Below are 12,268 nucleotides of genomic sequence, written 5' to 3'. Positions count from 1 at the left end.
TATTAACCGCCGTAGCTTTTTGAGCCGCTTCCAAAGCCCGAGCTCACCTTACTCGAATTTCTGGATGTTCCAGTTGAACTGATGCCTTTGAAGGTTGAACTATTTTTATAGCTAGAATAACTCTTACTTTTATAAAGTAGGGGCTTACTAGAATAGTATCTTCCACCATGATAATAATGTCCGTAGTATCCTGAATCTGAATCTTCACATTCCCAAACACCATCATCCAAATCCCATTCCCACTCTGCGCAATCCTGGTCGTCCGGAGCAGGTGGTATGTCTGCCGCAGCATATGGATCCGAGGAACCGCAACCTGCTAAACCAAGCATTAGTGCTGTTGAAGAAATCCCTGCCATCACTTTTTTTGTTTTATTCACTTCTTTCCCCCCTCAACTCGTTGTTCCCCTGTACGTAACATTCAAATAACGCAAAAAATTTCCCAGCTATCTCCATTATTGTATTTGAATCCTTTCCTATTTAACAGGGGAAAAATAATTTTTTTCAAATAATGGCAAAAAAGTGGGCAGCTATATTTAACATATCCCCCCTATAAAATAACCATAAAAAAAGCAAAAGGGTTCCCCCTTGCTCCTTACATTCTATTATTCACCTGGAACTGTTTTACAGGTTGTAGTTTCTAATAAGATAACGTCCTTCCCACCTAAAATAAAGAAGCAAACAAAAGAAGAATCCCTGAAAAACGCCAGGGACTCTTCTTGTTCTTAATTCACTATTCTATCTGAATGGTTACTGGTTTCATCATTTTTACTTCCACTAATTCTCCTGATCCTTTTGAGTAATAGATTTTAGGGGTAAAAGTTAAAGAAGTAGCATTTGGGTCAATGGAGTAGATGGTTGTTCTCCATTCATTTGAAGCTCCCTCATTATAACTAACCCCACCATTCCCATTCAGTTGATAAACATTACCGAGATTATCTTTAGCTTCACCACCCATTTCAATCGAAACAAATGGCCAATTTTGTAAAATTGATTTTTCTACATAAAAATTGTACCGTAATACAGTAGCCATTTCCGAATGCTCAAGCGACTTCATCACTAATGTTAGCCCGTCCTGTGAAGTGTATTGATCCAATAGCTGTATATTTGTTGGTAATTGATTTAGGGTAAATTCAAAGTTCCAATCACCTTTAATCTCTGTGTTCATTTGAAAATCTCCGAATGCGGCAGGCTCCCATTGAACAAGTACCTCTTCTGGACTTTCACCGTTAAAATGAGGGGTCACCTTCTCAATTCCTACATAGGTCGTATCATTGATTCTTTCAATGGAACCCGTACCACCAATCCCACTCGCTGGTTCTACATTAATAAATCCTTCTGCTCGAGGACGATCACCTAGCTCCGCTTCGGTTTGAATCGCATACGTCAAAATGATGTTCGTGCCATCATAAACCGCATTTTCAATCATAACGTCAAGCCCATTACTCGATTGCACTTGATTTACAATCGTAGCAAACTCTTCATACGTTTTTGGCAGGACATCTTCTTCAAAGTAAGTTAAAATGCTTTGAACAAATGGAAGTTGATTCGCAATCGCTGGGAAAGTGATGAAACTGGCGGTTGCAACACTTAGTCCAAGAAGGACAGCGGCAGCAAAATACCGTACATTGAAACGCTTTTTCCTCTTGCTTTTAGATAAAACATGTTTTTTTATCTTTGTTTTTTGTTCCGTTGTTAAAGGCTTCGGTTCTATTTCATTGGTATCTAGATCAAGCCAATCTTTAAAATCCTGACTCATAGAAATCGCTCCTTCAATTGTGTGTGTTGAGCTAATTTTTTCTTTCCCCGATATAATCGATTCTCCACTGCAGGGATTGATAGGTTAAGAGCCTCTGCTATTTCAGCAGAGGTTAAATGAAGGGAATATTTCATCATGAAAATATCACGGTCCATTTCTGCTAAAGTACTAAGTGCGAGCAACAATGTATTTCTATCTTCCTTTTTTAATAAGTGCATCTGTACATCTTCATGGTTTGAATGTTCATGAAGCTTTTCGTCGCTTTGCTCACGTGCTCGTTGTTTCTCCAATTTGCGAAAACGATCAATCGCTTTGTATTTTGTCACCATTCCAATCCATTTTTTAAAATCCTCAGGTTTTCCCTTAAATTGACTGGCACTTTGCCATATGGTTAAAAATACATCATTGATGCATTCATCGATTGCCTCAGTGCTAATGTTAGATAAAATTTTGTAACAAATCGCATGAACAAAAGATGAATATTTTTCGATCACATATTCCAGTGCAGCTTCATCCTGTTTTTTTAATCGTTTAATAAAATTCGTCTCATTACACTTCATTTTTTGTCTCCTAATTTTGTTTGAAAAAGCTTTTTCATTAACTATATCGAATGATTGAAACCAAAACTCTCAAACTTTTATTTTTTTATTTCTGTAAAGGAAAAAAACCAGCACTAAAAAACTGCACTCCAATTGTTAGACCGTTTCTAACAATTGGAGTGCAGTTTTATTGTTTTCTCTCGGTTCATGTTACAAAATAAGGAAACTCATTTCCACTTACCTCATCTCAATCATTCTTTTCTATATTAACTTCTTTAATCTGGTTGATACTGATACTTTCCCAAGTCAATCACTCCGTTCAGGCCAACCTTAATGCCTTCACTTTCAAGGGACAAAAGCTGGTCATGATAGGATTCGTCATCCTGCAATGCGATTTGGCCCTTGCTATTAACAACACGGTGCCACGGGAGCTGGTGCTTCTTGCTCATCGAGTGCAACACACGCACCACTTGACGGGCAGCACGCGGACTTCCAGCCACTTGCGCAATTTGACCATACGTCATCACTCGACCTTCAGGGATATTCTGTATGATATGAACGACTCTCTTTGTAAAAGGTTGCATAATATGTTCCTTTCTGGATGATTAAAGCAAATTGTGTTTTGCAGTCAATCCCAACACTGAATCTTGTATGTATGCTTGTCTCTTTCCTATTGACCTCATAGGCTATGCAATTTCACTATTTAATTATAATTTAGTATATAATGTTAAAGACTTAGATAGAGAAAGGTTTGATTAGCATGGCGTTAACAAAGAAAAAACGGGTATTAAATGAGGTAAAACAGCTGGTTATGATTACAATTGGAGCTGTCATTGCGGCAGCAGGCCTTGAATTTTTTCTAGTACCTAATAATATTTTGGACGGCGGAGTCATTGGTCTTTCCATCATTGCAGCCAAAATGACCGGCCAAACAATGAGTATTTTTCTAATCCTCCTAAATCTTCCCTTCCTTTATATAGGATATCGACGAATTGGAGCTAAGTTTACCCTACATACTTTATATGGAGTTATTGTTTTATCTGCCTTTACGGCTTATTTTCATCATTTTGAACCAGCCACAGATGATTTATTCTTAGCTACCATAATCGGTGCCGTTATTCTCGGTACAGGAGTTGGCCTTGTGATTCGGACCGGTGGGGCTTTGGATGGTACGGAGATTATCGCCATCCTTGTTAGCAAAAAACGGCCAGTCTCAGTTGGACAATTTATTATGATTGTTAACTTATTTATCTTTATCCTTGCAGCCTTGTTGGTCTTCAGCTGGGAAACAGCCATGTACTCCATCATTACTTACTACATTGCGTTTAAAATGATCGATATCGTCGTTGAAGGTCTGGAAGAGCTAAAGTCCGTAACCATTATCTCGGATGTTCCTGAAGAACTAGCTGATCTATTGACGAAACAATTAGGTCGGGGAATGACTTATATTCAAGGCCAAGGAGTCTATTCCAATGAACCCAAAAAGATTATTTATATGATTGTTACGAGAATAGAGTTAGCCACTCTCCGCTCCATCGTTGCAGAAACGGATCCAAATGCGTTAGTAGCAATAGAGAATATTGCCGACGTCAGTGGCAGCAACTTCGATAAGGGCTCAGCACACTAACAAATAAAAGGCAGCCCAAAAGTAAAATAAGCGGAGATTTTCCGGTTAGATGCAAGAATGGAGCTCGTTTCGGGGGATATAAGGGGAAATTTTCCGCTTATTTGCAAGAATGGCGTTCGTTTCGAGGGATATAAGGGAAGATTTTCCGCTTATTGCAAATAAAAATCCCCCATTTTCACGTTTTCCGAGTTAATAGGGGGAATTTCTCCGCTTATTTAGGCTATTTTCAATGCTATTTACTAAATTAAGCGGAATTTTTCCCTCTATTATTATTAGGTATCATAGAAGGCAAGTAGGAATAATGATAAAAGCAGGGCAAATCACAATATGGTTGCCCTGCTTTTTCTTTTGTGAATTGCTATGCTTTTTTGGCCTTTTTGCACCCCAAAAAGAGAACCACTTATAAACTCCGTAGGGCTGCCTCCTTAGTGTCATCCATCCAATTAAATTACTCATATAAACCATAAGTACTCGTAACGTCTTGAATAAAAATGATGCCATTGCCTGGCTCATCGATTTTGAGCTTTTTTCTAATTGAGGCGACAATCGCATCGGTGCTATCCTTTTCCGACAGAATCATGACAATCTCTTTTTCCGGTTCAATATCCATTGAAAATACCTTACTTGTTTCATGAATACCCGAGCCTCTTGCATTAATAATCGTACCACCCTTAGAGCCTGCTTCGGTCGCTGCTTCAATAACATCCTCCGCACTGCCCTTTTCTACAATGATTGTAATCGCATGATACATGATCGTTTCTGCACCTCGTCCTTCCTTAATCTCACCGCTTTGACAACTCCTAGCTCCTAAAACACTTGAAACAGGAATTGTAAAGGCGATGCCATGACTGGGTTTGGCAAATTTAAATTTCTTATTAAGCTCCTCAAGAGCTTGAGTGGCTGTTGTTTTATTAGAGACCATTAGGACAATCTCTTTTCTCACATTCGTTAAAGCTAAAAATTCCAAGAGGCGGTTTTTTATTGTGCCTTTTCCTAATAACACAGTACCTCCTGAAATACCAAGTTTCTTAGCTGTTTGCATTATTTTACTCCCTAAACCAAAGTTTACAATAATACAAACTAGTTCGAAGTCGGCGATTTCAGAATTACTCGACATCCCTCTCTAATCCTCCTCTCTTGGATTTCAGTTTAAAAACTAACCCTACAACCTGTAAAGCAATTATAGGTGTTAGTGCTACCATAGCAATCATACCAAATCCATCTATTAAAACATTTGCACCTTCGATCGCTTCCGCTGCCCCTTGGACAAATGCCAAAATAAACGTAGCGGTCATTGGCCCGGAAGCAACACCTCCCGAATCAAAAGCAATCCCAACAAATAATTTAGGTGCAATATAAGTCATCGCTAACGCAATCATATATCCAGGTAAAAGATAATGCCATAGTTGAAGCTCTGGAATTAGGATTCTTAGCATCGATAAAGCAACAGCAAGACCAACCCCGATTGAAAGTGTCGTCATGACCACTTTCCTCTTTACATACCCACTTGTCACATCTTCAATCTGATTGGTTAAAACGTGAACAGCAGGTTCGGCCAATATTGTCACGAACCCCAATACGAAAGCTACTATAACAACATATGCCTTATTATCTAGAATGGCTATATTATAACCGACAGTGGTTCCCACATCCATAAAGCCGGCATTCACACCCACTAAGAAAAGAACAAGACCTACAAATGTAAAGACTAGGCCAATTAAGATTTTTCGAACTGATCTTCTAGACATTTTAAAGGAAATTTTTTGAAACACAAAGAAAATGATAATAATAGGAAGCAGCGCTAAAGCCACTTCACCGGCAAGGATCGGAATTTTTTGTAAAAACGGACCAATAATCGAAACGGAATCAACCTCATGATGTTCCAGGCTGCCAGTTATTTTATCAGTTTTTGAAAAGATGTTCATTATCATGACCGATATTATCGCACCTGTAGATGCAATGGCTACAAGTCCAAAGCTATCCTTTTCGGAGGCTTTACTATCCTTTTTTAGCAAGGAAACCCCGAGAGCAAGGGCAAGAATAAATGGAACGGTCAAAGCACCTGTTGTTGCTCCAGATGCATCAAAAGATATTGCTAAAAATTCTGGTGAGGTAAAGATAGCCAGCACGAAAATAATTAAATACAACACCAATAATATTTTATACAATGGTATATTGTAAACAATACGAACAAGTCCAAATGAAACAAGTGCGGCAATTCCGATTGAGACAATTGCGACAATACTTACCTTTGTTATTTGCCCTGAGGTGACAGATTCAATTTGTCCTGCAAGGATATGCAGGTCTGGTTCCGCAATGGAAATAAAAAAGCCAAGGAATAACCCAGCGACAACCACAATCCAAATCCTATTTGACTTTGCAATGGTCTTCCCCATTGATTGTCCAATAGGAGTGATTCCAATATCAACTCCAAAAAGAAAGATGGCCAATCCAATAATGATTAAGACAGCACCAAGAATAAATCGAAATAATAAAGACGAATCAAGCGGAGATAAGGTGAAGTTCAATAACAAGACGATAACAGTAATCGGGAGTACAGCAGATAGTACTTCTTTTAGCTTAGAAATTAATACACCCAAATAAACATCATTCCCTTCTAAATGACTCTATTTTGGTTCTAAAACATTAACAGTACCTTTATGGATCTGGAATGTACCTTATGAAAATACTACTCTGCAAACTTATTAGACTCTCGTATCAGTTTAACCTCTGTATGAAAACGTTATTATTTCATTATAAAAAAATAAAAAATCTGCCACCCAAGGGCACATTTATCCCGTGCGACAGACTCCACCGAAAATTGATTAAATTAAAAGTTCTAAATTATCCAACTTTATTATCACATAAAGTTGGATAATTTAGAAGGATTTTATAGGCTATTTTATAATCTAAGGTCGTACTAATAGGGGGGTTCTATCCTATTCTTAAACCCTACTATTCATCTCCCTCTCTGCTTGTTGCAAAACCACTTGCTGTGTTGGCATCAGAATTTTTGCATCATAAACCTTCTGTGCTAATCGTTTTTTTGTCTGTTGTGCTGCCGCTAAATAGTGATCATCACTGACGGTTGCCTTAATGGAAAAGCGATAACCTAATGGACTAACATCCAGGGAGGATAGCCCATGTACCTGATAGATTTCAACGTAATCCCCTGTGAGTGGATCTTTTTTTAGGTACTCTTTATGCTGATCATTTAATTCATCGCAAACCTCTTGCAGAAGGGCTTCGATTCTCGAAGGATTTTCTTTAAAACTCACAATCACACTTTCAAAAATCCTTCTTTTTTCAACGTTTCCATTTTCTACTTTTCGAATCTCTCCGTTAGGAACCGTCATGAGTTTCCCATTTAGTAAGCGCACTTTAACGACACGAAAACCCAAATCCTCAATTGTGCCACCTTCTATTTCCCCATTAATATGAACAAAGTCTCCTCTTTGAAATTGTTCCTCAAAAATCATAAAAAACCCAGCAAGGATATCGGTCATGATTTTTTGCGCACCTAGGCCAACGACTATCCCGATGACTCCACCAGCAACCAAGATATCTTTGATATCCACAAATGGTCGAATCGCTGCTAACACAATGATGAAAAATGCTAAATAATGAGAGGTATTTTTTACGACAGACTCAATCGTTTGTTCTTTTTTCTCACTTATAAGATTTGTTCTTCTAAAAAATTGTGCGATTAATAATCGAATCACGTAAAGAATTGCGTAGGTAACCAGGATTGTAATTAGGAGTGAGATTACATAATCCACGACCTGTTCCCAATTGATATCGAATAAACCCTCGATTCTGTTTGCTGTCAATTCTACCATTACACCTAGCCCCCATTATCTAAATAAAATATATTATAACGACTTTTTAAGCCTCTGGGTGAAATTTTTTCTAATACAACAACACTCATTCACCTTATTTTTTGTTGACTCTTCCAATCCATACACAGGAACTCAAACATTATGGCCTACAGAACAGAAAAACCTGTGGGCACTTACCCCACAGGTTTGAATCAATTGATTTCCTCTACTTCCCACAACACTTCTTATATTTCTTGTTGCTTCCACATGGACATGGGTCATTTCTACCAATCTTTTGCTTTTTCTTAGCATGAAAGTCAACAATTTTAGCATCCTTACTCTGCAATGACTGAATGCTTTTGTTCGTTTCCGGTCGTAACTCTGAAGGTGTATACCCTTTTAAGAACCAATCTCTCGTATTGTTCATGAGGTCGATAATTCGGTCCATGATTCCCCTCAAGGTTTCGATGTTCTCGATTTCTACTCGACTTTGGAGATATTGAAGAATATCCTTGGGTTCTTCTCCAATTCGTTTAGCGTAAACACATTCTTCCACAATCATATCCGCTTCTTCTTTGGTCATCTCAAAATGACCGATTAAATATTGAACGAATCGCAGATAGCTTTCGTTGCGGTCGACAAAGTCTGGTTCCCCTGCAGCCAATAGTTGAGCTTTTGTAAATGGGTAATATCCTAATTCATTTCTCATCTTGTGCTCACGAAGAACTCTTTCCGCGTCAAAGACTCTAGCATTTGAGAAAACGCCATTATCCAATCGAATTTCTTTGTAGTACTTAACAGCCTGCTCGATTACATCTATGTATTCAGCAAGACGGATTTGATCACTATAGTGCGTTTCCAATACATCGCTCAATTGGGCTAGCTTTAATGAACCATAGTAGTATAGAGCTCCATTCGTTAGTTTAATCCACTCTGTATTTCTATTAATAATCGATTGGATGTCACTACCGTCTACTGCAAGAAGTGCCTCAACAATTTCTTGTGGCATCACCAATACTTTCTGATCCTCAAATGTCCCTGTGAACATAATTCCGTACGATTCAAAGAAGTTGAATTGTGTTGATTCTAAGTCAGGAGCTAGGATATAGTCACCCTGCTCAGCAACCTTTTTTAATAAGTCGTAGCGCTCTTCATCTAGTAATTTACAGATTTCTCCAAGTTGTGCTGGGATGGTATCCTCAAGCACCTCAATCAAGTCCGCTTTTTTTAGAGTACTTGCATTTTTAATTTCCAACTTCTTCCGGATTGAATCCAGATCAGATTTAGCTAGGCGATTAAGACTTTCCTTAAGCGTCATTGAACCATCAATTGGTTTCCATCTTTTTGTCTCATCTCTCTTCGCTAAATCGTTGTTCATCTTGTGCAAAGCTTCAAGTGTTTTCGTTAGTGCCTTTTCTGTTTCTTTCGTGCTTGTTGTCATTTCTATCATCCCTTTAAAGCTATTTATTCATATGTACCATTCTCATAGAATCATTTGCAGAAGTCATTCTCATGCTACGCTTTATTGATTAACCTACATGTTTTTGCCAACTACTATGATTCTATGAAAGTCTGTATTTCTCACTTTATTATTATGCACATGATAATTTCTTCTGTAAACACCCATACTACTTTTTGCCTACATAAAAAAGCTAGGCCATCTCATCCTTTCGAGAGATACGCCTAGCCTTTTAAATCGCAAGCGTCACAATAACCATCAACAAAAACAATAGTGATATATAATTAACGGAGTATAGAAAATTCACATACGCCCATTTTTTATCATCTTTTATAAAAAAACCAGTGATGCTAACCACTAGCCAACCAATATTCAACAGTGTGGCAATCACAATAAATGCTGTGCCAAGCGATGTTAGGAAAAACGGAAATGGCAGTAAACACGCAATGTACAGAACCATTTGTACCTTTGTCACTTTAATTCCACGGACAACTGGTAGCATCGCTACGTTTGCAGCCTTATATTCATCATACTTCCTGATAGCAATCGCAAAAGTATGAGGCATTTGAAAAATAAATAAGATTAAAAACAACACAATTGGTACTGTATGCGTAACAGGTTCGATAACGGCCCAACCAATTAACGGGGTAACTGCACCCGAAACACTGCCAATGATAGTGTTAAAGGCATATCTACGTTTTGACCACATTGTATATAAAACGACATAAGTGAACCATCCTACAAACGCATAAATCGTTGCTTCTAATGTTGTAAACAATAGAAAGATAAACCCTAAAATGGAAAGGACAATCCCAAGCGTTAATACAGCTTTTAGCGAGATATTTCCTGTTACGGTTGGACGGTTTTTCGTTCGATCCATGACCGTATCAATATCAACATCATACCAATTGTTTAAAACGAGTGCACCACCCATCACCAACGTGCTTCCAATCATCGTGAGGAGAAATAAACCCCAGTGAGCACTGAAAGAAGCATCGGTGAAATATAGCGCGAGCCAAAATGACGTAAAAACTGGCAATACATTCGCAACTAACACAGGGCCTTTAAAAAGGGCTTTTATATCCGCGAATAAACTAAGTGATTTTTGTGTATCTGATAATGTGGTTCCCTGAGCCTTCTGTAGAGAAGGTACTACATCTTGTCTCAATATTAACCCTCCCCTTAGAAAAGTGGTTCAATTGTTATCTTACTGTAGTATTGAAGAAATGTACAATGATTAATTTTTCTAATTAAAGGAAGCGTAGGCAAGGGGAATCTTCATTATTTATAAACATTATCATCCAACCGCTCTAATTCTTCTTTTAGCACCTGTGCATGGTTGTAAACGGTATTCTTTGCTCCATATAAAAGCGTTAAGGTACCTTCCCTAGCCAACTGGTTTAGTTCAACTAGTTTTGGATGTTTTCCCTCACCTGTTCTCAGTTCATTTAAATATCTTTCCTTAAACTCCAGGTATAGTTCTGGGCGATGGCCAAACCATTTCCGAAGCTCAGTACTTGGGGCTACCTCTTTTGCCCAAAGTCTAATGTTCGCTTTCTCTTTTGAAATCCCTCTCGGCCAAAGTCGGTCCACGAGAACACGAGTCCCATCAGATCCATCAACATCATCATAAATCCGTTTTATTACAATCTTGCTCATGAAATCACCTTACCTATATTGTGGCAGCCTTTGCTTCCTATTCATATTGCGAAGGGTCAACAAGCAGGGTATATGCTAAATAGATGACCATACAGATCGCCATCGTAATGAATCCCCACCCAAGGATGATTTGGTCAATCACAAGATAATTATTACATAATTGAGCGTTTGATTGTATATATAACCAACCAAATCCGATAAACATGTCCGCAAAAAGGGTAATAAGATTATTTTTCCCTACCTTATTAAGCTTTTTCCAACTATCACGTAAAGGCACTCCAGCTAAAAATGGTAAACTTATAAATTTAAAGACTTCTACACTTTGGACCGTTAAGGCTTCATCCATGGTGCGAGGCAACATCCAATACACCATTATAATCGTAAATAAGAGGATTCCAGGTAGCCCATTTTGATTATATTTTTCAAAGAACTGAGGGAATCGGTCTAGAAAGAATCGTGCCATGAAAAATCCCGCAATGATGAGCATCGGCATTTGCATATGCATATGGATGATCATCACCGATTCCATTAAACTAGCGACAGGAGGAATCATCAACGCAAGTAATAACAATAGACCCGCTATAAATTGATTCATTGCTTACTCCCCCTTGTCTGTTTCAATCATATTAACTAGTTTATTGGCCGCTGCATCTATTTCTGTAAAGTCCATCACGTCCACCAAAGTCCCTTTTCCATCCACTAAGTAGAAGGCTGAATTATGCGCAAAGTTTCCATTTCCATCAGGAATGACAATTACACCGAATTTATCCAACAACGAATCTAGTTCACTTTGGTTCGGAATTCTAGCCATCCGCCACGTTTCCCCATCACTATTAAACATATCTTTATATTTATCTAACATCTCAGGATCATCTCTCGTCGGATCAAAGCTTATACTTAAAAAGACAAACTCTTTACCCATGTATTCACTAGGTATCTTTTCGTAAACCTGCGCCATATTCTGTTCCAATTGAATACAAACAGTCGTACAGCCAGTATAGATAAAGGTTATAAATACATATTTATCTTCAAACTCCGAAATCGAATACGTCCGTCCTGCACTATCCTCAAGAGTGACCTCAGGGAATTCAGGCTGTTCATCAATTAGCTTCGTCACTCTCGCAGTCTCTGCGGTATACGCAGTGAAACCATCTGTTCCTATAAAGAACAAACTAAAACCAAATAGTAAAACAACTAGACAAGAATATAAGGTTTGCTTATTTTTGATCAAAGTGATCACTTCCTTTTATTTGAAGCTGAGTTAAACGTAGTTGTTGATTTCCACTCCAGGCACTTCGCTTTCCGCGGGCAGTCCGGAAGCCTCCTCGTCGCTTTGCTCCTGCGGGGTCTCCCTTGGCCTTGCACTCCCGCAGGAGTCTTCGTGCCTTCCGCTCCAATCAACGTGCGAAA

At 38.4% G+C, this 12,268-nt stretch carries 13 protein-coding genes; 1 reads left to right on the top strand and 12 read right to left on the bottom strand.

What is annotated here, in order from left to right:
• Positions 1-2: 2 nt before the first annotated feature.
• From LG336_RS06425 to LG336_RS06410, 4 genes are all read right to left on the bottom strand, one after another.
• A complete protein-coding gene (locus LG336_RS06425; RefSeq protein ID WP_404331738.1) occupies positions 3-377 on the bottom strand; it encodes an aminotransferase yhxA in 375 nt (124 codons plus the stop codon).
• Positions 378-730: 353 nt separating this feature from the next.
• On the bottom strand, positions 731-1,756 hold the full coding sequence (locus LG336_RS06420; RefSeq protein ID WP_404331737.1) for a DUF4179 domain-containing protein: 1,026 nt from the start codon (positions 1,754-1,756) through the stop codon (positions 731-733).
• Positions 1,753-2,316 carry a sigma-70 family RNA polymerase sigma factor gene (locus tag LG336_RS06415; protein ID WP_404331736.1) on the bottom strand — a complete coding sequence of 188 codons (564 nt, stop codon included), beginning with the start codon at positions 2,314-2,316 and terminating at the stop codon, positions 1,753-1,755. Before LG336_RS06415 ends, LG336_RS06420 begins: the two co-directional genes overlap by 4 nt.
• A 254-nt stretch (positions 2,317-2,570) precedes the next feature.
• Positions 2,571-2,879, bottom strand: coding sequence for an MGMT family protein (locus tag LG336_RS06410; protein WP_404331735.1), 309 nt, complete (start codon positions 2,877-2,879; stop codon positions 2,571-2,573).
• A 176-nt stretch (positions 2,880-3,055) separates the two neighbouring features.
• Between LG336_RS06410 and LG336_RS06405 the strand changes: the two genes are divergently transcribed.
• Positions 3,056-3,922, top strand: a complete 867-nt coding sequence (locus LG336_RS06405; protein ID WP_404331734.1) for a YitT family protein — start codon at positions 3,056-3,058, stop codon at positions 3,920-3,922.
• A gap of 448 nt (positions 3,923-4,370) precedes the next feature.
• Here LG336_RS06405 and LG336_RS06400 read toward each other — a convergent pair whose 3' ends face one another.
• The 8 genes from LG336_RS06400 to LG336_RS06365 all read right to left on the bottom strand — a co-directional run bounded on the left by LG336_RS06400 (position 4,371) and on the right by LG336_RS06365 (position 12,089).
• Positions 4,371-5,039, bottom strand: coding sequence for a P-II family nitrogen regulator (locus tag LG336_RS06400; RefSeq protein WP_404331733.1), 669 nt, complete (start codon positions 5,037-5,039; stop codon positions 4,371-4,373).
• The gene (locus LG336_RS06395; RefSeq protein ID WP_404331732.1) at positions 5,029-6,522 is read right to left on the bottom strand and encodes a DUF1538 domain-containing protein; all 1,494 of its coding nucleotides are present in this window, start codon (positions 6,520-6,522) and stop codon (positions 5,029-5,031) included. The genes LG336_RS06400 and LG336_RS06395 overlap by 11 nt, the downstream gene beginning before the upstream one ends.
• Positions 6,523-6,867: 345 nt before the next feature.
• Positions 6,868-7,761 (bottom strand): mechanosensitive ion channel family protein, encoded by an 894-nt coding sequence (locus LG336_RS06390; RefSeq protein WP_404331730.1) that lies wholly within the window; start codon positions 7,759-7,761, stop codon positions 6,868-6,870.
• Between the two features lie 205 nt (positions 7,762-7,966).
• The gene (locus LG336_RS06385; protein ID WP_404331729.1) at positions 7,967-9,181 is read right to left on the bottom strand and encodes an SEC-C metal-binding domain-containing protein; all 1,215 of its coding nucleotides are present in this window, start codon (positions 9,179-9,181) and stop codon (positions 7,967-7,969) included.
• A 250-nt stretch (positions 9,182-9,431) separates the two neighbouring features.
• A complete protein-coding gene (gene cyoE / locus LG336_RS06380) occupies positions 9,432-10,367 on the bottom strand; it encodes a heme o synthase (protein ID WP_404331728.1) in 936 nt (311 codons plus the stop codon).
• A 113-nt stretch (positions 10,368-10,480) separates the two neighbouring features.
• Positions 10,481-10,858 (bottom strand): DUF488 domain-containing protein, encoded by a 378-nt coding sequence (locus tag LG336_RS06375; RefSeq protein WP_404331727.1) that lies wholly within the window; start codon positions 10,856-10,858, stop codon positions 10,481-10,483.
• A 37-nt stretch (positions 10,859-10,895) separates the two neighbouring features.
• Positions 10,896-11,453, bottom strand: a complete 558-nt coding sequence (locus tag LG336_RS06370; protein ID WP_404331726.1) for a hypothetical protein — start codon at positions 11,451-11,453, stop codon at positions 10,896-10,898.
• A 3-nt stretch (positions 11,454-11,456) separates the two neighbouring features.
• The gene (locus LG336_RS06365) at positions 11,457-12,089 is read right to left on the bottom strand and encodes an SCO family protein (protein WP_404331725.1); all 633 of its coding nucleotides are present in this window, start codon (positions 12,087-12,089) and stop codon (positions 11,457-11,459) included.
• Positions 12,090-12,268 lie beyond the last annotated feature (179 nt).

Source organism: Mesobacillus maritimus, assembly GCF_044803185.1.
GTDB lineage: Bacteria > Bacillota > Bacilli > Bacillales > Cytobacillaceae > Mesobacillus_B > Mesobacillus_B maritimus_B.
The sequence above is the reverse complement of the archived record's forward strand: the minus strand, read 5'-3'. Positions and strand labels throughout refer to the sequence as shown.